The sequence below is a fragment of the Mycobacterium paraffinicum genome, assembly GCF_025822865.1.
Lineage (GTDB): Bacteria > Actinomycetota > Actinomycetes > Mycobacteriales > Mycobacteriaceae > Mycobacterium > Mycobacterium paraffinicum.
Genome location: NZ_JACKUR010000025.1, coordinates 301,158 through 321,686, shown reverse-complemented (window position 1 = coordinate 321,686; position 20,529 = coordinate 301,158). Strand labels below are relative to the sequence as shown.

The window sequence follows — 20,529 nt, the reverse complement described above, 5'->3', positions numbered from 1 at the left end:
TGAACTCATGGCAAGAAAAGGCATTCTGGGTACCAAGCTGGGCATGACGCAGGTGTTCGACGAGAACAACCGGGTCGTCCCGGTGACGGTGGTCAAAGCGGGGCCCAACGTGGTCACCCGCATCCGCACCCCCGAGCGCGACGGCTACAGCGCCGTCCAACTGGCCTACGGCGAGATCAGCCCCCGCAAGGTGAACAAGCCGGTGACCGGTCAGTACAGCGCCGCGGGCGTGAACCCGCGCCGGCACCTCGCCGAGTTGCGGCTGGATGACGAGGCCGCGACCAACGAATACGAAGTCGGCCAGGAGCTGACGGCGGAGATCTTCGCCGACGGCGCCTATGTCGACGTGACCGGCACCTCCAAGGGCAAGGGCTTCGCCGGCACCATGAAGCGCCACGGCTTCCGTGGCCAGGGCGCCAGCCACGGTGCGCAGGCGGTGCACCGCCGTCCGGGTTCCATCGGCGGCTGCGCCACCCCCGCGCGCGTCTTCAAGGGCACCCGGATGGCCGGCCGGATGGGTAACGACCGGGTGACGGTGCAGAACCTGGTGGTGCACAAGGTTGATGCCGAGAACGGCGTGCTGCTGATCAAGGGTGCGGTCCCCGGCCGCACCGGTGGACTCGTGGTGGTCCGCAGCGCGATCAAACGAGGTGAGAAGTAATGGCGACTAAAGGCCAGACACTCAAGATTGACGTCAAGACGCCGGACGGCAAGGTCGACGGCTCGGTCGAATTGCCGGCCGAATTGTTCGACGCCCCGGCCAATATCGCGTTGATGCACCAGGTGGTCACTGCGCAGCGGGCGGCGGCGCGCCAGGGCACGCACTCGACCAAGACCCGCGGCGAGGTCAGCGGCGGTGGACGTAAGCCGTACCGGCAGAAGGGAACCGGTCGTGCCCGTCAGGGTTCGACGCGGGCCCCGCAGTTCACCGGCGGTGGCGTCGTGCACGGCCCGAAGCCGCGCGACTACGCCCAGCGCACCCCCAAGAAGATGATCGTCGCGGCGTTGCGCGGCGCGTTGTCGGACCGGGCGCGCAACGGCCGCATTCATGCGGTCACCGAGCTGGTGTCGGGCCAGACGCCGTCGACCAAGAACGCGAGGGCATTCCTGGGCACGCTGACCGACCGCAAGAAGGTGCTGATCGTGATCGGCCGCAGCGACGAGGCCGGCGCCAAGAGCGTGCGCAACCTGCCCGGTGTGCACATCCTGACGCCCGACCAGCTCAACACCTATGACGTGCTGCGCTCCGACGACGTGGTGTTCAGCGTTGAGGCGCTCAACGCCTACATCAGCGCCCAGGCGGGCGCCAACACCGCTAGCACCGAGGAGGTAACGGCGTAGATGGCGACCATCACCGACCCCCGCGACATCATCCTGGCCCCGGTCATCTCGGAAAAGTCCTATGGGCTTCTGGATGACAACGTGTACACCTTTGTGGTGCACCCCGATTCGAACAAGACGCAGATCAAGATCGCCATCGAGAAGATCTTCTCCGTCAAGGTCGTGTCGGTGAACACCGCGAATCGACAGGGCAAGCGCAAGCGCACCAGGACCGGATACGGCAAGCGCAAGGGCACCAAGCGCGCCATCGTCACGCTGGCGCCCGGAAGCAAGCCCATCGACCTGTTCGGGGCCCCGGCCTAGCCGCGCGCGAGAGAAAGACCTGATTAGACATGGCAATTCGCAAGTACAAGCCGACGAGCCCCGGCCGCCGCGGCTCCAGCGTGTCCGACTTCGCCGAGGTCACCCGCTCGGAGCCGGAGAAATCGTTGGTGCGCCCGCTGCACGGCCACGGTGGCCGTAACGCACACGGCCGCATCACCACCCGCCACAAGGGCGGCGGCCACAAGCGGGCCTACCGGGTGATCGACTTCCGTCGCAACGACAAGGACGGCGTCAACGCCAAGGTCGCGCACATCGAGTACGACCCGAACCGGACCGCCAACATCGCACTGCTGCACTTCCTGGACGGCGAGAAGCGTTACATCATCGCGCCGCAAGGCCTTTCGCAGGGCGACGTGGTGGAGTCGGGCCCAAACGCCGACATCAAGCCCGGCAACAACCTGCCGCTGCGCAACATCCCCGCCGGTACCGTGATCCACGCGGTGGAACTGCGGCCGGGCGGCGGCGCCAAGCTGGCGCGGTCCGCCGGCTCGAGCATCCAGTTGCTCGGTAAAGAGGGCAGTTACGCGTCGCTGCGTATGCCCAGCGGTGAAATCCGCCGCGTCGACGTGCGCTGCCGCGCCACTGTCGGCGAGGTGGGCAACGCGGAGCAGGCAAACATCAACTGGGGCAAGGCCGGCCGGATGCGGTGGAAGGGCAAGCGCCCTTCGGTCCGTGGTGTGGTCATGAACCCGGTGGACCACCCGCACGGTGGTGGTGAGGGTAAGACCTCCGGTGGTCGCCACCCGGTGAGCCCGTGGGGCAAGCCGGAGGGCCGCACCCGCCACCCGAACAAGGCCAGCAACAAACTCATCGTCCGGCGCCGGCGCACCGGCAAGAAGCACGGTCGCTGAGGAAGTTCCGGGACTAGGAGTACAAGCACATGCCACGCAGCCTGAAGAAGGGCCCGTTCGTCGACGACCACCTGCTCAAGAAGGTGGACGTCCAGAACGAGAAGAACACCAAGCAGGTCATCAAGACCTGGTCTCGGCGTTCGACGATCATCCCGGACTTCATCGGTCACACCTTTGCCGTCCACGACGGACGCAAGCACGTCCCGGTGTTCGTCACCGAGTCGATGGTCGGTCACAAGCTTGGTGAATTCGCGCCGACGCGAACCTTCAAGGGCCACATCAAGGACGACCGGAAGGCCAAACGGCGATGACCACAACTGAATTCCCGTCGGCGGTCGCCAAGGCGCGGTTCGTGCGGGTCTCACCGACAAAGGCACGCCGGGTGATCGACCTGGTGCGGGGCCGGTCGGTGGCCGACGCGCTCGACATCCTGCGCTGGGCGCCCCAGGCGGCCAGCGAGCCGGTAGCCAAGGTGATCGCCAGCGCCGCAGCGAACGCGCAGAACAACAACGGGCTGGACCCGGCCACCCTGGTGGTCGCCACGGTGTACGCCGACGAGGGCCCGACCGCCAAGCGCATTCGCCCGCGCGCCCAGGGCCGCGCATTCCGGATCCGCAAGCGCACCAGCCACATCACGGTCGTGGTGGAAAGCCGGCCGGCCAAGGACCAACGTTCGGCGAAGTCGACGAGGGCCCGCCGCGCGGAGGCCAGCAAGGCCGCCGCGAAGGCTCCCGCGAAGAAGGCCGCCACCAAGGCGCCCGCCAAGAAGGCGCCCGCGAAGAAGGCTGCGGCGAAAACCGCCGAGGCGAAGACTTCGAAGGCAACTGCTGAGACCTCGGAAGCGAAGGGAGGCTCAGACTAGTGGGCCAGAAGATCAATCCGCACGGCTTCCGGCTGGGTATCACCACCGACTGGAAGTCCCGCTGGTACGCCGACAAGCAGTACGCGGACTACGTCAAGGAAGACGTCGCGATCCGCAAGCTGCTGTCCACCGGGCTCGAGCGCGCCGGCATCGCCGACGTGGAGATCGAGCGCACCCGCGACCGGGTGCGCGTCGACATCCACACCGCGCGCCCCGGCATCGTCATCGGCCGCCGCGGCACCGAGGCCGACCGCATCCGTGCGGACCTGGAGAAGCTGACCGGCAAGCAGGTTCAGCTCAACATCCTCGAAGTCCGCAACCCCGAGGCCCAGGCGCAATTGGTGGCCCAGGGCGTCGCCGAGCAGCTGAGCAACCGGGTGGCGTTCCGCCGCGCGATGCGTAAGGCCATCCAGTCGGCGATGCGGCAGCCCAACGTCAAGGGCATCCGGGTGCAGTGCTCGGGTCGTCTGGGCGGTGCGGAGATGAGCCGGTCGGAGTTCTACCGCGAGGGGCGGGTGCCGCTGCACACGCTGCGCGCCGACATCGACTACGGCCTGTACGAGGCCAAGACCACCTTCGGCCGGATCGGTGTGAAGGTGTGGATCTACAAGGGCGACATCGTCGGTGGGAAACGCGAACTGGCCGTAGCCGCTCCGGCGGGCGCCGACCGTCCGCGCCGCGAGCGTCCGTCGGGCACGCGCCCCCGGCGCAGCGGTGCGTCGGGCACCACGGCGACCAGCACCGAGGCCGGCCGGGCCGCCGCGGGCGCCGAAGAAAACACTGCGGCCGCAGCGGCCGAGGCCGCGCCCGCCGCAGAACCGCAGAGCACGGAGAGCTGAATCATGTTGATTCCCCGCAGGGTTAAACACCGTAAGCAGCACCACCCCCGCCAGCGCGGCATCGCCAGCGGCGGCACGGCGGTGAACTTCGGTGACTACGGCATCCAGGCCCTGGAGCACGCCTACGTCACCAACCGGCAGATCGAGTCCGCGCGTATCGCGATCAACCGCCACATCAAGCGTGGCGGGAAGGTGTGGATCAACGTCTTCCCGGACCGTCCGCTGACCAAGAAGCCCGCCGAAACCCGGATGGGTTCGGGTAAGGGCTCGCCGGAATGGTGGGTGGTCAACGTCAAGCCGGGCCGCGTGCTGTTCGAGCTGAGCTACCCCAACGAGCAGGTGGCCCGGGCGGCCCTTACCCGTGCAATCCACAAGCTGCCGATCAAGGCACGCATCGTGACCCGAGAGGATCAGTTCTGATGGCAGTGGGAATTTCGCCTGGCGAACTGCGTGAGCTCACCGACGAGGAGCTGACCGAGCGTCTGCGCGAATCCAAGGAAGAGCTGTTCAACCTGCGTTTCCAGATGGCGACGGGGCAGCTGTCCAACAACCGCCGGCTGCGCGCGGTGCGGCAGGAGATCGCGCGCGTTTACACCGTGCTGCGCGAACGAGAACTGGGCCTGGCTTCCGGGCCCGACGGTAAGGAATCCTGATGGCAGAAGCGAAGAAGGCGGCAGCGAAGGCGGCTCCCAAGGCGGCCGCAAAGGACGCACCCTCGAAAGAGAAGGGCCCCAAGCACACTCCGGCCAACCCGAAGGTGCGTGGCCGGCGTAAGGTCCGCATCGGGTACGTGGTGAGCGACAAGATGCAGAAGACCATCGTGGTCGAGCTGGAAGACCGCGTGCGTCACCCGCTGTACGGCAAGATCATCCGTACCACCAAGAAGGTGAAGGCGCACGACGAGAACAGCACCGCGGGCATCGGCGACCGCGTCTCGCTGATGGAGACGCGTCCGACGTCGGCGACCAAACGGTGGCGGCTCGTCGAAATCCTCGAGAAGGCCAAGTAGCCCCCAAGGAACATCGAAACGCCCGAGACTTTAGCGTCTCGGGCGTTTTGCTTTGCCAGGCCCGGGGCGCCGGCCCCTTGCGGGGGGAGACGCCGCCGAAAAAAGATCGGAATCCTCGCCGTGGCGCTACGCTCGGCGCATGTCGACTGACTCCCATGTATTTCAGGGCAAGATCGAGCTGGATATCCGGGACTCCGAGCCGGACTGGGGCCCGTACGCCGCGCCGACCGCACCGGAGAACTCGCCGAACATCCTGTACCTGGTCTGGGACGACACCGGCATCGCGACGTGGGACTGTTTCGGCGGCCTGGTCGAGATGCCCGCGATGACCCGCATCGCCGAGCGCGGTGTGCGGCTGTCGCAATTTCACACCACCGCGCTGTGCTCGCCGACCCGGGCCTCGCTGCTGACCGGCCGCAACGCCACCACCGTCGGCATGGCCACCATCGAGGAGTTCACCGACGCGTTCCCGAACGCCAACGGCCGGATCCCGTTCGATACCGCCCTGCTCTCCGAAGTGCTCACCGAGCGCGGCTACAACACGTACTGCGTCGGAAAGTGGCACCTGACTCCTCTCGAAGAGTCCAATCTGGCGTCGACGAAACGACATTGGCCGATCTCGCGTGGCTTCGAACGGTTCTACGGTTTCCTGGGCGGCGAGACCGACCAGTGGTATCCCGACCTGGTCTACGACAACCATCCGGTCAACCCGCCGGGCACGCCCGAAGACGGCTATCACCTCTCGAAGGACATCGCCGACAAGACCATCGAATTCATCCGCGATGCCAAGGTGATCGCGCCCGACAAGCCGTGGTTCAGCTACGTGTGCCCGGGCGCCGGGCACGCGCCGCACCACGTCTTCTCCGAATGGGCGGACCGCTACGCCGGCCGCTTCGACATGGGCTACGAGGCCTACCGCGAGATCGTGCTGGAAAACCAGAAGTCGATGGGCATCGTGCCACCGGACACCGAACTCTCTCCGGTCAATCCGTACTCCGACGTCAAGGGGCCACAGGGCGAGCCCTGGCCGCTGCAGGACACGGTGCGGCCGTGGGACTCGCTGAACGCCGACGAGAAGAAGCTGTTCTCCCGGATGGCCGAGGTGTTCGCCGGCTTCCTCAGCTACACCGACGCCCAAATCGGCCGCATCCTGGACTATTTGGAGGAATCCGGTCAACTGGACAACACCCTCATCGTGGTGATCTCCGACAACGGCGCCAGCGGGGAGGGCGGCCCGAACGGGTCGGTCAACGAGGGCAAGTTCTTCAACGGCTACATCGACACCGTCGAGGAGAGCATGAAGCTGTTCGACCACCTCGGCGGCCCGGAGACCTATAACCATTACCCGATCGGCTGGGCGATGGCCTTCAACACCCCGTACAAGCTGTACAAGCGGTACGCGTCGCACGAGGGCGGCATCGCCGACACGGCGATCATTTCGTGGCCCAATGGTGTTGCCGCACATGGGGAGATCCGTGACAACTACGTCAACGTCTGCGACATCACGCCCACGGTCTACGATCTGCTGGGCATGACGCCCCCCGACACCGTCCGGGGCATTGCGCAGAAGCCACTGGACGGCGTGAGTTTCAAAGCGGCCCTTGCCGATCCGGCCGCCGAGACCGGGAAGCAGACTCAGTTCTACTCCATGCTGGGCACCCGCGGGATTTGGCATCAGGGCTGGTTCGCCAACACCGTACATGCGGCCACGCCCGCCGGCTGGTCGCACTTCGACGCCGATCGCTGGGAGCTGTTCCACATCGAGGCCGACCGCAGCCAGTGTCACGACCTGGCCGCCGAGCACCCGGACAAGCTCGAAGAACTCAAGGCGCTGTGGTTCTCCGAAGCCGCGAAGTACAACGGGTTGCCGCTCTCGGACCTGAACATCCTGGAGACGATGACGCGGTTCCGCCCGTACCTCGGCGGTGACCGATCCAGCTACGTCTACTACCCCGACTGCGCGGACGTGAGCATCGGCGCCGGCGCCGAGATTCGCGGCAGGTCGTTCGCCGTCCTGGCCGAGGTGAACGTGGATACCACCGGCGCGGAAGGGGTGTTGTTCAAGCAGGGCGGCGCCCACGGCGGGCACGTGCTGTTCATCCAGGACGGGCGCCTGCATTACGTCTACAACTTCCTGGGCGAACGGCAGCAGACGGTCTCCTCATCGGGCGCGGTGCCGCTCGGCAGGCACCTGCTCGGCGTGAACTATTCGCGGACCGGAACCGTGCCGAACAGCCACACGCCGCTCGGCGACGTCACGTTGTTCATCGACGACGAAGTGGTCGGCACGCTCGCGGAGGTGCAGACCCATCCCGGAACGTTCGGGATCGCGGGCGCCGGGATCACCGTCGGCCGCAACGGCGGCTCGGGGGTGTGCAGCCGCTACAAAGCGCCGTTCTCGTTCACCGGGGGCACCATCGTGCAGGTCACCGTCGACCTGTCCGGCCGGCCCTATGTAGACGTGGAAGCCGAAATTGCGCTTGCGTTTTCGCGCGACTGAAGCCCTGGCGCTGTGCCTGCTGGCGCTCGCTGCAGTGGGATGTGAGAAGACCACCGGCGGAACGGCCGTCGGTGGCACCGGCTCGTCGACGTCGACCACCACGCGAGCTTCCGACCCGGCCGAGCCGGTGCCCGGAATCGAAACCACGCTGCCCGACCACATTCCGCCCAATGCCTTGGTGTGCTTCCCGCCGCCCGCCAGCGGCTCCATGACCAAGGCCTCGGTGGCGGACCCGGCGGCGCCCGTGCTCACGGTCCCGTTGCCCGACGGCTGGAACGCGGCCCCCGGCACGGGCGACGTGGCGTTGACGTCGACCGGCCCCGGCGGCATGTCGGTGCGGGTGACCATCGCCCGCACCGACCTCGACCCCGGTGGCGCGTTCCTGCGTTATGCCACCGACTTGGGGACGGCGAACCCGGGGGCCAAGTTCACCGTCACGGCGGCCCAATTCTGCGGTTACAGCAGCCAACTGCTCAGCGGTACCAACGGAGGGGCCGGAGCAAACGATTTCGCCGACCGCATCACCCACATCTGGACCAACACCCAGGCGTACCTGGTCGCCATCCATCTTCAGGGGCCCGGCAAAGCGCCAGGTTTCGAAGCGGCTAAATCGACGGTAATGCAGCAATTCGCCGTCACCATCCCCTGAAATTCGCCGTTGTCCCTGTTAGCATTTGGCCCGTGATGCCTCATGACCGCCGGGCCTCCGGCGCCCCCCGCGCCGCCGGCGCCCGCCAATCACCGGGGCCGGCAAATCGCCATCGCTTTTGGAATAGTCGCCTGCCTCATCGTCATCTACGCTCTCTCGCTGATCGCCGTGCACCTGCTGGCAAAGTCGGCGCCCGCGCTTCCCTCGGTGGATTTGAGCAAGGTGGAGGCGGAAGACAGTGTCGTTCAGGTACGCCTGGAGAAATTGGATACCGTCGCGAACCGCCTGACGGTGAACGTGACCGTCTACCCCAAGGATTCGTTGTACGACAAGAACTTCGGGGTGCTGACCACCGATGCCGCGGTGCGCCTGTATCCCGACAACGACCTGGGCGACCTGCAATACCCGGTAGGAAAATCGCCGGCCCAGGTCAGCACGACCATCGTCGCGCACGGTGATCCCGCCAACTGGCCGTTCGACACGTACAAGACCGAGGTCATCGCCGCCGACGTGTTCACCGGAACCGGCGCCAGCCGCGAAAAGGCACCCGCCCGCCTCGAGGCGACCGGAAAGTTGGACGGCTGGGACGCAACCGTCACCCGCGTCCACGACCCCGAGGACGCCAACCCCGATGTGCAGGACGACCTGATCATCACGCTGCAACGGTCCAAGGGTGCGCTGATCTTCGACGTCGGCATCTGCCTGGTCCTCATCGCCCTGCCGGTGCTGGCATTGTGGGTGGCCATCCCGATGGCGTTGGGCCGGACCACCTTCCTGCCGCCGTTGGGAACCTGGTTTGCGGCGCTGCTGTTCGCCGTCGTCCCGCTGCGCAACTTCCTGCCAGGATCTCCACCGCCGGGTTCCTGGATCGACCAGGCCGTCGTGCTGTGGGTGTTGATAGGGCTGGTTACGGCGATGTCCCTGTTCATCGTCGCCTGGTGGCGATCCCGCGAGAAAAAGCCGCCGAAGAGGGCCTGACGCCTACTCCGGGTTCGGTGCCTCCACCGAGCTGATCGCGTCGACGGCGCTCGAGACCCTGGCCTGGAAGTTGGGCGACAGCGGGATGTAGCCGTTCTTCGCCAGCTCCACCTGGCCGGGTCCGATCGCCGCCTGCAGGAACGCCTTGACGGCCTTGGCGACGTCCAGCGTCGGGTACTTCGAGCAGACGATCTCGTAGGTGGCCAGGACGATTGGGTACACGTCGGGCTGGGCGGGGTTGTAGAACGACGAGATGTCGAGCACCAGGTCGTTGCCGCTACCGACGATCTTGGCGCCGGTGATGGTCTTGCCGACGGTGTCGGTGCCGATCCGCACCGGCCGCAACGACCTGCGGCTCGCCGGGGTTTTGATCTCGGCGGCGTAAAGCCCTTGCTGCAGCGCGAAAGACAGCTCGTTGTAACTGATTGCGCCCTCGGTCGATTTCACCAGTGCCGCGGTGCCGTTGTTGCCGGCGGCGCCGGTGCCGGCGCCGCCGTTGAACGCCTTGCCCGTGCCCTTGCTCCAGGCCCCGCCGGACGCGGCCTGCAGGTAGGACTGGAAGTTGTCGGTGGTCCCGGACGCGTCGCTGCGGTATATGACACGAATCTCTTCGGCCGGCATCGATGCGTTGAGCGCGGTGAGCGCCGGGTCATCCCAGCGGGTGATGGTGCCATCGAAGATCTTGGCTATCGTCGACGCGTCGAGCACCAACGAGTCGACCGAGCCGAGGTTGTAGGTGATGGCCAGCGGGCCGAACACCACCGGCAGGTTCCACGCGTCGGCGCCGCCGCAGCGTTGTTTGGCCGCGGCATATTGGTCTCCGGACAGCGGCGTGTCCGATCCGCCGAAATCCGTTTTGCCGGCCAGGAAGTCGCTGATTCCAGCGCCCGATCCGTTCGCGGTGTAGTTGAGAGTCTGCCCGGCGCAGACCTTCCCGTAGGCGGCGACGAACTTCGTCATCGCGTTGGCCTGCGCGGTCGAGCCACTGGCCGTCAGAGCCTGCTTGCCGCCGCACTCCACCTTGGCCCCGGCGGCATACGCCAGCGTCGGCTGAGAATCGCTGCTGCATGCTGAGACCGCCACCGCCACCGCCGCCGCGGCGAACAAGCTGATGGCGGCCGCCGGTGGATTGCGCTTCACGCTGGTTGGCTCCTGGGGACTACGGATTCGGCACGGTCGACGTTGACGACGGCTGGTGAGCACGCGATGGTGCAGGTGGCCCGGCGGCGACGGCGAGCAGAGGGGCTTCGCCCCGTTTCGACACACGTCGAGACTTACCGTTATCCCCGCCGGCAAGCAAACAAACATCGGGTGAACTGATCCCTTGACCACGCGGGGTGCCGGTGCGCGCGACGAGCGGACGAATCGCACGGGGAAGGATTCGCTGCCGGGCGGCCCGCCGCTGCCAGCGTTGGTGCAACATACCTGGTAGGGATCGATATTTATTTTCCGCCCCGCGGGCACAGTAAGTTCGCTACCATCTGTCTCGTGCCGCCCAGGGCGGCGGATCGGTCAACCTCGACGAAGGCAGGAAGATGACCCATCACACGCCGCCGCAGCAGCAGCCCGCAACGCCCGCAACGCCTTCGGCCGGCGCTGCGACGTTGGTGCCGCCCGAAACGTCGTCGCGCAAGCCCAGGAGGCGCCTCGTCATCGGTCTGGGTGCCCTGCTGGCCGTTGTTGTGGTCTATGGGTTATCTCTGTTCGGCTTCCACCTGCTGGCCAATTCCGGGGCCCCCCTCAAGCCGCCGGACCTGAACGCAACCGGTGACACCGTCGTGCTGGTTCGCCTCGAGAAGCTGGACACCATCGCCAATCGCCTGACGGTGAAAGTGCTTGTGATTCCCGAAGACTCGATGTTCGACAAACGCCTTGACGTGTTGAAGACCGACACCGCGGTCCGCATGGATCCGCCCAACGACCTGGGCGACCTGCAATACCCGGCGGGGAAGTCCCCGGCGCAGGTTGCCACCACGATCGAGGCGCACGGGAACCCCAACGATTGGCCGTTCGATTCCTACCGCACCGATACTCTCTCGGCCGATGTCCTCGTTGGCCAAGGCGACGCCCGCCAATACATCCCGGCCCGGGTCGAGGTGACCGGCGCGTTGGATGGCTGGGACGTGAGCGTCCAGCGCGTCGGTGAAGCCAGCCAGGAGTCGGACCGGCCGGACAACGTGGTCATCACGCTGCACCGGGCCAAGGGTCCGCTGATCTTCGACCTCGGCATCTGCCTGGTCCTCTTCGCCCTGCCGACCTTGGCGTTCGCGGTGGCCATCCAGATCGCCTTGGGCAGGCGCAAATTCGTACCACCCTTCGTCACATGGTTCGCGGCGATGCTGTTCGCCGTCATACCCATCCGCAACTTCCTTCCCGGCTCGCCACCGCCCGGGGCATGGATCGACCAGGCGCTGGTGATCTGGGTGCTGCTCGCGCTTGTCGGGGCGATGGGGTTGTACATGCTCACGTGGTATCGGCAATCCGACTGAGCCGCTCGTACGCTTGGGAGGTGCTCACCGAGCTGGTCGACCTACCGGGCGGATCGTTCCGCATGGGGTGCACCAGCTTCTATCCCGAAGAGGCGCCGATCCACACCGTCACTCTGCCCGCATTCGCGGTGGAGCGACACCCGGTGACCAACGCGCAGTTCGCCGAATTCGTCTCCGCCACAGGCTATGTGACGGTTGCCGAGCGGCCCATCGACCCGGCGCTGTACCCAGGGGCGGACCCGGCCGATCTGTGCCCGGGCGCCATGGTCTTTCGCCCCACTCCCGGCCCGGTCGACCTACGCGACTGGCGGCAATGGTGGGACTGGGTACCGGGCGCCAGCTGGCGCCATCCGTTCGGGCCGGACAGTGATCTCACCGACCGGGCCGAGCACCCGGTGGTGCAGGTGGCCTACCCCGACGCCGCCGCGTACGCGCGCTGGGCCGGCCGGCGGCTGCCGACCGAGGCCGAGTGGGAGTATGCGGCCCGCGGCGGGGGCACGGGCACGTATGCGTGGGGGGACGAACCGAACCCCGACGGTCGGCTGATGGCCAACACCTGGCAGGGCCGCTTCCCATACCGCAACGACGGCGCCCTGGGCTGGGTGGGCACCTCGCCGGTGGGGACGTTTCCCCCCAACGGGTTCGGCCTGGTCGACATGATCGGCAACGTCTGGGAGTGGACCGCCACACGGTTCGCCGCGCACCACCGCCTCGACGAGCCGCCGGAGGCGTGTTGCACCCCGACCGGGCCGGCGGATCCGGCCATCAGCCAGACGCTGAAGGGCGGTTCGCACCTGTGCGCGCCGGAATACTGCCACCGGTATCGTCCGGCCGCGCGGTCACCGCAGTCGCAGGACACCGCGACCACCCACATCGGGTTCCGCTGTGTCACTCAGCAAACGCGGGCGACTCCCGGCGGTGCCGCCCACAGCTGAAACGACGAGCGGGTTACCGCCGGATGGACGGCGAGTGACGGGGCCTGCAACGGCGCGCAGGGTGTGCGCGAGTTCGCTAGCATCTGACCACGTGTGGCCGTCGACGAGCCTTGAATCATCAGTGGCTTACCAGTGACCGCCGAGGCTCCCGCGGCACCGGCACCGCCGCCCCCATCGGATGCGCCGACACCGTCCGGACCGCCGGCCCGCAAACACATGGCGAAGCGGCCGCGCATCGTGATCGGGGTGGCCGTCCTGGCGGTGGTCGTCACGGCCTACATGCTGTCCCTGTTCGGCGTCCACTGGCTGGAGAGGTCCGAGGGGCCGCTGCCTCCGCTGGACCTGGGCCAGGGCGGGGGCGATGCGACCATTGTGCAGCTGCAGGTCGAGGAACTGAAGCCGGTCGCCAAGCGCCTCGCGGTCAATGTGCTTGTCTATCCAGGGATTTCGGCGTACGACAACCGATTCGACGTGTTGGGCACCGACGTCGCCGTGCGCCTGTACCCGACGAGCGACCTGGGCGACCTGCACTACCCGAAGGGCAAGGCGCCGGCGCAACTCAGCACCACGGTCGTGGCGCACGGCGATCCGGGCAACTGGCCCTTCGACTCCTACCGGACCGAGCCGATCTCCGCCGACGCCTTCGTCGGTTCGGGCGACAACCTGAAGAAGGTGCCCGCCCGGGTCGAGGTGACCGGGGAGTTGGACGGGTGGGACATCACCGTCAACCGCGTCCACGACCCCGGAGCACTCCCGACGCAGCGCGGTACCGACAACGGGAACGTGGTCATCACGCTGAAGAGAGCCAAGGGCCCGCTGATCTTCGACCTGGGCATCTGCCTGGTCCTCATCAGCCTGCCCACCCTGGCGCTGCTGGTCGCCATTCCGATGGCGTTGGGCAGAAGGAAGTTTCTGCCGCCGTTCGCCACCTGGTACGCCGCGAACCTGTTCGCCATCGTCCCGTTGCGCAACATCCTTCCCGGCGCACCACCGCCCGGTTCGTGGATCGACCAGGCCATCGTCCAATGGGTGCTGATCGCGCTCGTCACGGCGATGAGCCTGTACATCTTTGCCTGGGTCCGGCAAGGGGACTAGCGGGCCGGGTAGTTGTCGGACCTCCGTGGCATGATCGAATGTATGTTCGATTCCAAGGTGTCGTCGCCGGACGTGATCGCCGAGTTTGACGAGCACTTCGAGCGACGGTATCCGTCCGAGACCGCGGAGTCGGCGGGGCTGTTGACGGAAGCCGGCGGCTGCGCGCGGGCCGAGAACCGGGCGGTGGCCGGGCAGCTAAGCGCGATCGGGCGGTTGTTTGCCTATCGACTGTCGCGGTGTGCCGAGACCGAGGATTGGGCGGTGGACACCGAGGCGGCCGTTAGTGCGGAGGTGGCCGCGGAGTTGGGGATCAGCCAGGGGCGGGCCGCCAGCCGGGTCCGTCATGCCCGGGCGCTGCGTGAGCGGCTGCCGCGGGTGGGGGAGGTGTTCGCCGTCGGGGACATCGATTTTCGGATGGTGCAGACGCTGGTGTTTCGTACCGATCTGATCACCGATCCCGAGGTGTTGGCGGCGGTGGATGGGCAGTTGGCCGCGCAGGTGGGGCGGTGGCCGTCGCTGACCCCGGCCCGGTTGGCCGCGCGGGTGGACAGGGTCGTGGCGGGCGCGGATGCCGATGCGGTGCGCCGGCGTCGGGAACGCGCGGCGGGGCGGGAGGTCTGGATCGGCGACATGGCGGACGGCCTGGCGCGCATCGAGGGCGTTTTGTTCAGCCCGGATGCCCACGCCCTAGAAGCGCGGTTAAACGCGGTGGCGGCCACCGTGTGTGAGCATGATCCGCGCAGCCGCGAGCAGCGCCGTGCCGACGCGTTGGGGGCGCTGGCCGCCGGGGCGGACCGGTTGGGGTGTCGCTGCGGGCGCCTGGATTGCGCCGCGGGCGGGCGGGCGCCGGCGGGGCCGGTGGTGATTCATGTGGTCGCCGAGCAGGCCCCCGTTGAGGGTGGCGCCGGGGCGGGCTGCCAGCTGGGCGGCGAGGGGCTGATCCCGCCCGAGCTGATCGCCGAGTTGGCCGCCTCAGCCAGGCTGGTGCCGCTGGTCCATCCCGGCGACGCGCCTGCCGAGCCGGGCTATCTGCCCTCGCAGGCGCTGGCCGATTTCGTGCGGTGCCGGGATCTGACCTGCCGCTGGCCGGGTTGTGATTGCCCGGCGGTGGCCTGCGACATCGACCACACCGTCCCCTATAGCGCCGGCGGGCCCACGCACGCCTCCAACCTCAAGTGTTATTGCCGCACCCATCATTTGGTGAAAACCTTTTGGGGCTGGCAGGAAAAGCAGCTGCCCGATGCGACGCTGATCCTGACCTCCCCGGCCGGGCGCACCTATGTCACCACCCCGGGCAGCGCGCTGCTGTTCCCGAGTCTGTGCCGGGCCACCGGGGCGATCGCGGCCCCCGAAGTCGACTCGCCCCAGGAATTCTGCGCCGAGCGCACCGCGATGATGCCGAAACGGCGCCGCACCCGCACCCAAGACCGCGCGTACCGGGTGGCCGCCGAACGCCACAACAACCGCCAAGCCCGCATGGCTCGGCGAGCCGAATCGGTGAGCTACAGCGGGCCGGCCCCACCCGACAGCGATGACGATCCGCCACCATTCTGATGAGCCATCATCGGTCTTAGCTGGAAGCGACGGCCAACAGGCGCCACTCGCCGGGCACACCCTTGAGGTGATGCGTGCCGCGGTCCTCAAACTCGAGTCCTGACCCGATCACGAGGTCGCGCAGCGTGCTGGATACCAGCACGTCGTTCGCCCCGGCAAGTGCGCTAACGCGCGCGCCGATGTGCACCCCGATCCCGCCGATGTCATCACCGCGGACCTCGCATTCGCCGGTGTGCAACCCGGCGCGTACCTCGATGCCCAGCGCCTGCACCGCGTCGCGAATTGCCATGGCGCAGCGGATCGCTCGCTGCGGACCATCGAACACCGCCAGGAAACCGTCGCCCGAGGTGTTTACCTCGCGGCCGCGGAAGCGATCGAGTTGTACGCGGACGATCGCGTCGTGCGCATCAAGCAGCGCATGCCAATCACGATCGCCGATCTCCGCGGCCCGGCGCGTCGAGTCCACGATGTCGGTGAACAGCACCGTGGCAAGGACCCGATCGTCCGCCACGTCGGCTCGGTGCCCGGTGAGGAATTCGGCGATTTCCTGGAACGACTGACGCCATGGCTCGACGAAGTGAAATACGTTGCGCCCAGGCAGCTCAACGTATTTGGCGCCCGATATGCGGTCGGCGACGTCTCTGCCCATGGCAGGCGTGATCATCTTGTCGTCGCTGTGCTGCACCACGAGCGTTGGCACGCGAACGGTCGAGAGCACGGCCCGCACATCCATTTCGGCGACAAGAGGGAGATAGGCGACACGCAAGTCACCATTCAAGGCGTAGTGCGTCTCCGAGAACACCGCAGAAGTGTAATTCCGGGCAGAGCCCGCCCACAGCCCTTTGTGCTGTTCAGGGGCCGAAAAAGAGGTGCGTTCACTTCGATGTCTCGTGCTCGTGTTACTCCTTTGAATCGGAACCTCAAATGCAGCCAATGCCGCTTACCTAAGCGGTAGCGTCATTACTTGCTGGCTGGGCTGTCGACGCCGTGCATCACACCAAACACTCGGCAATGCCCCCGGCGGCGATGTGACGGGAGGCAAGCATGAAGCGCGGCATCGTCGGAGGATTCGCCAGCCTGTTCCTGGCCGCGGAGCTGGTCGCCTCGGCGCCGCCGGCCAGCGCCGGCTGCCAGTACGGAGGAAACGTCCTCAGTAAGTGCGACGGACCGGTCCAGCCGGACGGCACCTGGCAACGCTGCGTCGCAGTTCCCCGCTTGATTCCCAACGGCGCCAGTTCCTACCTGGTGCCCGACGGGCACTGCGAGTCGATGGGGCCCGACCAGCACCCTGCAGACCCGGCCTTCGCCGACCCGCCGGTGCACATCGACGGCTGAGTCGCGAGGGATTACTGCGCAGCCCGGAACACGCCTCGGATTCCCGTTATCTGTCCGTAGTCGCGAACCGGCCGGCACCGGTCTAGGTGGAGGATCGGGAGATGCCCGCGTCCCTGCCGCCACTGGCCGCCGAAGACCACGCCTGCGCTGATTGTGGAATGAATTACTCGGACACTCGGCCCGACGACGCGGTCGATGTCATCGCCGGCCTGCCGGACGCGGTTCGGGAGGCGATCTCCGCGATCCCGCCCGGGGCGCGGCGGTCACGGCCCAGTGCCGAAGTGTGGTCGGTCGCCGAATACCTCTGCCATCTGCGGGACGTCTACGTTTCCTTCACCATCCGGCTGCACCGCGTCCGCACCGAACACGAGCCCGCGTGCGAGCCGATGTTCAACGATCTGCGGGCCCGCCGCTTCCGGTACAACGACTGCGACATCGACGCCACGCTCGACGAGCTCGCGGCCGCCGTGGCGGGCTTCCGCGACGAGGTCGCGCGCGTCAAAGACCGCGACTGGGACCGCACCGCGACCCGGTTGCCGGGCGAACGGCGCACCGCCCGCTGGTTCGTGCGCCAGGCGATGCACGAAGGCGTGCACCACCTCGGCGATATCCGAAGAATCGGGGGAACGGCTCCTTGAGGCCGCCCTAAAGTCGGCTCGGCCGCGAATTTGGCTCTGAGCTGGTCGTCACCTAGACTCTAGGGGTTGCCTTGGGCAGACCTCGGCCGGTGCGAATCGGCCCCGCGTGCCCTTCGGTGACAAAGACCGCGCATGTCAGGTTATTCGGTGGGCTGTGGCTTGCCTCCTGCCGTGCACACGCAACCAGGTCAGGAGATCGAGTGATTCAGCAGGAATCGCGGCTGAAGGTCGCCGACAACACCGGCGCCAAGGAGATCTTGTGCATCCGGGTGCTCGGCGGTTCGTCGCGACGCTATGCCGGCATCGGGGACGTCATCGTCGCCACCGTCAAGGACGCCATCCCCGGCGGCAACGTCAAGCGCGGGGACGTTGTCAAGGCCGTCGTGGTGCGCACCGTCAAGGAGCGCCGCCGCCCGGACGGCAGCTACATCAAGTTCGACGAGAACGCCGCGGTGATCATCAAGCCCGACAACGACCCGCGCGGCACGCGCATCTTCGGCCCCGTCGGCCGCGAGCTGCGTGAGAAGCGGTTCATGAAGATCATTTCGCTGGCCCCGGAGGTGTTGTAGATGAAAATCAAGAAGGACGACACCGTCCTCGTCATCGCCGGCAAGGACAAGGGCGCCAAAGGCAAGGTGCTCAAGGTTTACCCGGAGCGCAACCGGGTCCTGGTCCAGGGCGTCAACTCGATCAAGAAGCACACCGCGGTTTCGAGCAACCAGCGCGGAGCCCAGTCGGGTGGAATCGTCACCCAGGAGGCGCCGATCGATGCCTCCAACGTGATGGTGGTCGACTCCGACGGTAAGCCCACCCGCGTCGGCTACCGGGTCGACGAGGAGACCGGCAAGCGGGTTCGTATCTCCAAGCGCAACGGCAAGGACATCTGATGACCACCGCAGAGAAAGTTCAGCCCCGCCTGAAAGAGCGCTACCGCAGCGAGATTCGCGATTCGTTGCAGCAGCAGTTCGGCTACGGGAACGTCATGCAGATCCCGACCGTGACGAAAGTCGTTGTCAACATGGGCGTCGGCGATGCGGCGCGGGACGCGAAGCTGATCAACGGCGCGGTCAACGACCTCGCGCTGATCACCGGGCAAAAGCCCGAGATCCGCAGGGCGCGCAAGTCCATCGCGCAGTTCAAGCTGCGCGAGGGCATGCCGATCGGCGCCCGCGTCACCCTGCGCGGAGACCGGATGTGGGAGTTCCTCGACCGCCTCACCTCGATCGCGCTGCCCCGTATCCGTGACTTCCGCGGGCTTTCGCCCAAGCAGTTCGACGGTGTGGGCAACTACACGTTCGGGCTGGCCGAGCAGTCGGTGTTCCACGAGATCGACGTGGACAAGATCGACCGGGTTCGCGGCATGGACATCAACGTCGTCACCTCGGCGACGAACGACGACGAAGGACGAGCGCTGTTGCGGGCCCTCGGCTTTCCCTTCAAGGAGAACTGAGTAGATGGCGAAGAAGGCACTGGTCAACAAGGCCGCAAAAAAGCCGAAGTTCGCGGTGCGCGGCTACACGCGCTGCAACAGGTGCGGCCGCCCTCGCGCGGTCTTCCGCAAGTTCGGGCTGTGCAGGATCTGCCTGCGCGAGATGGCGCACGCGGGTGAACTGCCCGGCGTGCAAAAGAGCAGCTGGTAACGGCCAGGACCCCTAAGACCAACCCAGAACAGGTGCGCGACAGGCCCGGACCGGGAACCACCGCGAGGAAGGTACCAACGCTGTCATGACGATGACGGATCCGATCGCAGACTTTTTGACACGTCTGCGCAACGCCAATTCGGCGTATCACGACGAAGTGACGTTGCCGCACTCCAAGATCAAGGCCAACATCGCCCAGATCCTCAAGAGCGAGGGTTACATCAGCGATTACCGGACCGAAGACGCTCGGGTGGGCAAGGCGCTGGTCGTCCAGCTCAAGTACGGCCCCAGCCGGGAGCGCAGCATCGCCGGATTGCGGCGAGTGTCCAAGCCCGGTCTGCGGGTGTACGCGAAATCCACCAACCTGCCGCGCGTGCTCGGCGGCCTGGGCGTGGCGATCATCTCGACCTCCTCGGGCCTGCTGACCGATCGTCAGGCAGCCAGACAGGGCGTGGGCGGCGAAGTCCTCGCGTACGTGTGGTAGCGGGAGAGGCAGCAATAGATTATGTCGCGCATTGGTAAGCAGCCGGTTCCGGTTCCCACCGGAGTCGACGTAACGATCGAGGGCCAGAACGTCTCGGTGAAGGGGCCCAAGGGCAGCCTGAATTTGACGGTCGCCGAACCGATTACGGTGGACCGCAACGACGACGGCGCCATCGTGGTCACCCGCCCCAACGACGAGCGGCGCAACCGCTCGCTGCACGGGCTGTCCCGCACGCTGGTGTCCAACCTGGTCACCGGCGTGACCGAGGGATACACGACCAAGATGGAGATCTTCGGGGTCGGTTACCGCGTGCAGCTCAAGGGCGCCAACCTCGAGTTCGCGCTGGGCTACAGCCATCCCGTGGTCATCGAGGCGCCCGAGGGCATCACGTTCGCGGTGCAATCCCCGACGAAGTTCTCGATCACCGGCATCGACAAGCAAAAGGTCGGCCAGATCTCGGCGAACATCCGCCGCCTGCGCCGTCCCGACCCGTACAAGGGCAAGGGCGTGCGCTACGAGGGCGAGCAGATCCGCCGCAAGGTCGGAAAGACAGGTAAGTAGTCATGGCGCAAAAACAAGCTGACACCGCCGCGCGAAAGCCGGTGGGGCAGAGCGTATCCGCAACTCGTCGGGTCTCGCGGCTGCGTAGGCACGCCCGGCTTCGCAAGAAGATCGCCGGCACGCCGGAGCGTCCGCGGCTCGTCATCAACCGGTCCTCGCGGCACATTCACGTGCAGCTGGTCAACGACGAGAACGGCACCACGGTGGCCGCCGCGTCGTCCATCGAGGACGATGTGCGGGGCCTGCAGGGCGACAAGAAGGCCCGCAGCGTGCGGGTGGGCCAACTGATCGCCGAGCGCGCCAAGGCCGCCGGCATCGACACCGTGGTGTTCGACCGCGGCGGGTACACCTACGCCGGACGGATTGCGGCGCTGGCCGATGCCGCCCGCGAGAACGGATTGAGTTTCTAGATGATCGAGACCTCGAACACCAAGACTGAAAGGAC

Annotated in this window: 27 protein-coding genes and 1 pseudogene; 26 read left to right on the top strand and 2 right to left on the bottom strand. The window is 66.8% G+C overall.

The features are described 5' to 3' along the window. The first annotated feature begins 7 nt into the window (after positions 1-7). The 13 genes from rplC to H7J89_RS16000 all read left to right on the top strand — a co-directional run bounded on the left by rplC (position 8) and on the right by H7J89_RS16000 (position 9,353). Entirely contained in the window at positions 8-661 is a 654-nt protein-coding gene (gene rplC, locus H7J89_RS16060) for a 50S ribosomal protein L3 (RefSeq protein ID WP_264044634.1), read from the top strand. Then, a complete protein-coding gene (gene rplD / locus H7J89_RS16055) occupies positions 661-1,341 on the top strand; it encodes a 50S ribosomal protein L4 (RefSeq protein WP_264044633.1) in 681 nt (226 codons plus the stop codon). The genes rplC and rplD overlap by 1 nt, the downstream gene beginning before the upstream one ends. Continuing rightward, entirely contained in the window at positions 1,342-1,644 is a 303-nt protein-coding gene (rplW, locus tag H7J89_RS16050) for a 50S ribosomal protein L23 (RefSeq protein ID WP_264044632.1), read from the top strand. Positions 1,645-1,673: 29 nt separating this feature from the next. Then, positions 1,674-2,516 carry a 50S ribosomal protein L2 gene (rplB, locus tag H7J89_RS16045; protein ID WP_264044631.1) on the top strand — a complete coding sequence of 281 codons (843 nt, stop codon included), beginning with the start codon at positions 1,674-1,676 and terminating at the stop codon, positions 2,514-2,516. A gap of 29 nt (positions 2,517-2,545) precedes the next feature. Continuing rightward, positions 2,546-2,827 (top strand): 30S ribosomal protein S19, encoded by a 282-nt coding sequence (rpsS, locus tag H7J89_RS16040; protein WP_006245110.1) that lies wholly within the window; start codon positions 2,546-2,548, stop codon positions 2,825-2,827. Next, positions 2,824-3,378, top strand: a complete 555-nt coding sequence (rplV, locus tag H7J89_RS16035; RefSeq protein WP_066951918.1) for a 50S ribosomal protein L22 — start codon at positions 2,824-2,826, stop codon at positions 3,376-3,378. Before rpsS ends, rplV begins: the two co-directional genes overlap by 4 nt. Further along, positions 3,378-4,217 (top strand): 30S ribosomal protein S3, encoded by an 840-nt coding sequence (gene rpsC, locus H7J89_RS16030; protein WP_264044630.1) that lies wholly within the window; start codon positions 3,378-3,380, stop codon positions 4,215-4,217. Before rplV ends, rpsC begins: the two co-directional genes overlap by 1 nt. 3 nt (positions 4,218-4,220) lie before the next feature. Then, positions 4,221-4,637: a 50S ribosomal protein L16 gene (gene rplP / locus H7J89_RS16025; RefSeq protein WP_007167840.1), complete on the top strand. Its 417-nt coding sequence runs from the start codon at positions 4,221-4,223 to the stop codon at positions 4,635-4,637. Continuing rightward, positions 4,637-4,870: a 50S ribosomal protein L29 gene (rpmC, locus tag H7J89_RS16020; RefSeq protein WP_066951916.1), complete on the top strand. Its 234-nt coding sequence runs from the start codon at positions 4,637-4,639 to the stop codon at positions 4,868-4,870. Before rplP ends, rpmC begins: the two co-directional genes overlap by 1 nt. Further along, positions 4,867-5,226: a 30S ribosomal protein S17 gene (gene rpsQ / locus H7J89_RS16015; protein ID WP_372513790.1), complete on the top strand. Its 360-nt coding sequence runs from the start codon at positions 4,867-4,869 to the stop codon at positions 5,224-5,226. The genes rpmC and rpsQ overlap by 4 nt, the downstream gene beginning before the upstream one ends. A gap of 139 nt (positions 5,227-5,365) precedes the next feature. Next, positions 5,366-7,726 (top strand): arylsulfatase, encoded by a 2,361-nt coding sequence (locus H7J89_RS16010; protein ID WP_264044628.1) that lies wholly within the window; start codon positions 5,366-5,368, stop codon positions 7,724-7,726. Then, positions 7,701-8,375 (top strand): hypothetical protein, encoded by a 675-nt coding sequence (locus tag H7J89_RS16005; RefSeq protein WP_264044627.1) that lies wholly within the window; start codon positions 7,701-7,703, stop codon positions 8,373-8,375. The genes H7J89_RS16010 and H7J89_RS16005 overlap by 26 nt, the downstream gene beginning before the upstream one ends. 42 nt (positions 8,376-8,417) lie before the next feature. Then, positions 8,418-9,353: a DUF4436 domain-containing protein gene (locus H7J89_RS16000; protein WP_264044626.1), complete on the top strand. Its 936-nt coding sequence runs from the start codon at positions 8,418-8,420 to the stop codon at positions 9,351-9,353. Positions 9,354-9,356: 3 nt separating this feature from the next. Here H7J89_RS16000 and pstS read toward each other — a convergent pair whose 3' ends face one another. Beyond that, on the bottom strand, positions 9,357-10,493 hold the full coding sequence (gene pstS / locus H7J89_RS15995) for a phosphate ABC transporter substrate-binding protein PstS (protein WP_264044625.1): 1,137 nt from the start codon (positions 10,491-10,493) through the stop codon (positions 9,357-9,359). 395 nt (positions 10,494-10,888) lie between these two features. On the opposite strand from pstS, the gene H7J89_RS15990 reads away from it, so the two are divergent. From H7J89_RS15990 to H7J89_RS15975, 4 genes are all read left to right on the top strand, one after another. Beyond that, entirely contained in the window at positions 10,889-11,842 is a 954-nt protein-coding gene (locus H7J89_RS15990; protein ID WP_264044624.1) for a DUF4436 domain-containing protein, read from the top strand. Between the two features lie 20 nt (positions 11,843-11,862). After that, a complete protein-coding gene (locus H7J89_RS15985; protein ID WP_264044623.1) occupies positions 11,863-12,777 on the top strand; it encodes a formylglycine-generating enzyme family protein in 915 nt (304 codons plus the stop codon). A gap of 216 nt (positions 12,778-12,993) precedes the next feature. Beyond that, positions 12,994-13,872 (top strand): DUF4436 domain-containing protein, encoded by an 879-nt coding sequence (locus H7J89_RS15980; protein ID WP_066951897.1) that lies wholly within the window; start codon positions 12,994-12,996, stop codon positions 13,870-13,872. 42 nt (positions 13,873-13,914) lie between these two features. After that, positions 13,915-15,426 carry an HNH endonuclease signature motif containing protein gene (locus tag H7J89_RS15975; protein WP_264044622.1) on the top strand — a complete coding sequence of 504 codons (1,512 nt, stop codon included), beginning with the start codon at positions 13,915-13,917 and terminating at the stop codon, positions 15,424-15,426. A gap of 16 nt (positions 15,427-15,442) precedes the next feature. Here H7J89_RS15975 and H7J89_RS15970 read toward each other — a convergent pair. After that, positions 15,443-16,177: pseudogene (locus H7J89_RS15970) on the bottom strand (adenylate/guanylate cyclase domain-containing protein); the annotation flags it as partial. A 293-nt stretch (positions 16,178-16,470) separates the two neighbouring features. Between H7J89_RS15970 and H7J89_RS15965 the strand changes: the two are divergent. From H7J89_RS15965 to rplR, 9 genes are all read left to right on the top strand, one after another. Further along, positions 16,471-16,761: a CDGP domain-containing protein gene (locus H7J89_RS15965; RefSeq protein ID WP_264044621.1), complete on the top strand. Its 291-nt coding sequence runs from the start codon at positions 16,471-16,473 to the stop codon at positions 16,759-16,761. A gap of 101 nt (positions 16,762-16,862) precedes the next feature. Further along, a complete protein-coding gene (locus H7J89_RS15960) occupies positions 16,863-17,399 on the top strand; it encodes a DinB family protein (protein ID WP_264044620.1) in 537 nt (178 codons plus the stop codon). Positions 17,400-17,599: 200 nt separating this feature from the next. Then, on the top strand, positions 17,600-17,968 hold the full coding sequence (gene rplN / locus H7J89_RS15955) for a 50S ribosomal protein L14 (RefSeq protein ID WP_003403649.1): 369 nt from the start codon (positions 17,600-17,602) through the stop codon (positions 17,966-17,968). Next, positions 17,969-18,286, top strand: a complete 318-nt coding sequence (rplX, locus tag H7J89_RS15950) for a 50S ribosomal protein L24 (protein ID WP_066945894.1) — start codon at positions 17,969-17,971, stop codon at positions 18,284-18,286. After that, positions 18,286-18,849: a 50S ribosomal protein L5 gene (gene rplE, locus H7J89_RS15945; protein ID WP_264044619.1), complete on the top strand. Its 564-nt coding sequence runs from the start codon at positions 18,286-18,288 to the stop codon at positions 18,847-18,849. Before rplX ends, rplE begins: the two co-directional genes overlap by 1 nt. A 4-nt stretch (positions 18,850-18,853) precedes the next feature. Then, positions 18,854-19,039, top strand: a complete 186-nt coding sequence (locus H7J89_RS15940; RefSeq protein ID WP_264044618.1) for a type Z 30S ribosomal protein S14 — start codon at positions 18,854-18,856, stop codon at positions 19,037-19,039. A gap of 85 nt (positions 19,040-19,124) precedes the next feature. Further along, complete coding sequence (gene rpsH / locus H7J89_RS15935) at positions 19,125-19,523, top strand: 30S ribosomal protein S8 (protein WP_264044617.1); 399 nt, start codon at positions 19,125-19,127, stop codon at positions 19,521-19,523. A gap of 21 nt (positions 19,524-19,544) precedes the next feature. Next, on the top strand, positions 19,545-20,084 hold the full coding sequence (rplF, locus tag H7J89_RS15930; protein WP_264044616.1) for a 50S ribosomal protein L6: 540 nt from the start codon (positions 19,545-19,547) through the stop codon (positions 20,082-20,084). A gap of 41 nt (positions 20,085-20,125) precedes the next feature. Beyond that, on the top strand, positions 20,126-20,494 hold the full coding sequence (gene rplR / locus H7J89_RS15925; protein WP_082939445.1) for a 50S ribosomal protein L18: 369 nt from the start codon (positions 20,126-20,128) through the stop codon (positions 20,492-20,494). Positions 20,495-20,529: the final 35 nt, after the last annotated feature.